Annotated in this window: 1 protein-coding gene and 1 pseudogene; both read right to left on the reverse strand. The window is 72.2% G+C overall.

What is annotated here, in order from left to right:
* Nucleotides 1-737, reverse strand: a 737-nt coding sequence (gene trpA, locus D180_RS12825; protein ID WP_017913103.1) for a tryptophan synthase subunit alpha, incomplete at its 3' end; no start/stop codon positions are given.
* 143 nt (nt 738-880) lie between these two features.
* Nucleotides 881-1,289: pseudogene (locus D180_RS12830) on the reverse strand (pyridoxal-phosphate dependent enzyme); the annotation flags it as partial.

A 1,289-nucleotide genomic window follows, 5' to 3' on the forward strand; every position in this document is an offset into this window, starting at 1 on the left:
GGGCTGCCGGCCTCGGCCAGCGCCGCGACCAGCGCACTGCCCACCACCACGCCGTCGGCATCGACCGCCATGGCCTTGGCGCTGGCGGCGTCCTTGATGCCGAAGCCGGCCACCACCGGCACCGGGCAGCGCGCGCGCAACTGGCGCAGGCGATCGCCGGCGGCGCGGGTATCCAGCCGGTCGGCGCCGGTGACGCCGGCGAAGCTGACGTAGTACAGGTAGCCGCGCGCCGCCTCGCACAACAGGTCGATGCGCGCGTCGCTGGTGGTCGGCGAGGCCAGCACGATCAGGTCCAGCCCGGCGTCGGCGAAGACCGTCAGGGTCTCGGCCGACTCCTCCGGCGGCAGGTCGACCAGCAGGACGCCGTCCACGCCGGCCGCCACCGCTTCCTCGGCGAAGCGCGCGGTGCCGTGGATCTCCACCGGGTTGAGGTAGCCCATCAACACCACCGGCGTGGTGGCGTCGTCGCGGCGGAACGCGCTGACCGTCTCCAGCACGTAGCGCAGGCCGGCGCCGCGCGACAGCGCGCGCTCGGAGCTGCGCTGGATGGTCGGGCCATCGGCCATCGGGTCGGAGAACGGCACGCCCAGTTCGATCACGTCGGCACCGGCCTCGACCAGCGCGTGCATCGCCGGCACGGCCGCCTCCAGCGACGGATCGCCGGCGGTGAGGAAGGGGATCAGGGCCTTGCGGCCTTGGGCGTCGAGTCGGGCAAAGGTGTCGGCGAGGCGGTTCATGGGGGACCTATGCGCCCTCTCCCACCGGGAGAGGGGTTGGGGTGAGGGGAAGAGGCGAATCGGTGCGGAATGAGTACTGGGCTGCGCCCGTACCCGCATCCGGCGCTCCGCGCCACCTTCTCCCGAAGGAGAAGGGTAAAGCGTTACAGCGTCAGCCCCTCGCGCGCGGCGATGGTGTGCACATCCTTGTCGCCGCGGCCGGACAGGTTGCACAGCACCAGCGCGTCCTTGGGCAATTCGCGCGCCAGCTTGATCGATTGCGCCACGGCGTGGCTGGACTCCAGCGCGGCGAGGATGCCTTCGGTATGCGCCAGCAGATGGAACGCGGCCAGCGCTTCGTCGTCGGTGATGCCCTGGTAGATGGCGCGGCCGCTGTCGGCCAGGAACGCGTGCTCCGGGCCCACGCCCGGGTAGTCCAGGCCGGCGGACACCGAGTGGGTCTCGACGATCTGCCCGTCGTCGTCGCAGATCACGTAGGTGCGGTTGCCGTGCAGCACGCCGGGGCGACCGGCGGCGATCGAGGCGGCGTGGCGGCCGCTGCCGATGCCGTCG

This window comes from Xanthomonas sp. SHU 166 (assembly GCF_000364685.1).
Taxonomy (GTDB): domain Bacteria; phylum Pseudomonadota; class Gammaproteobacteria; order Xanthomonadales; family Xanthomonadaceae; genus Xanthomonas_A; species Xanthomonas_A sontii.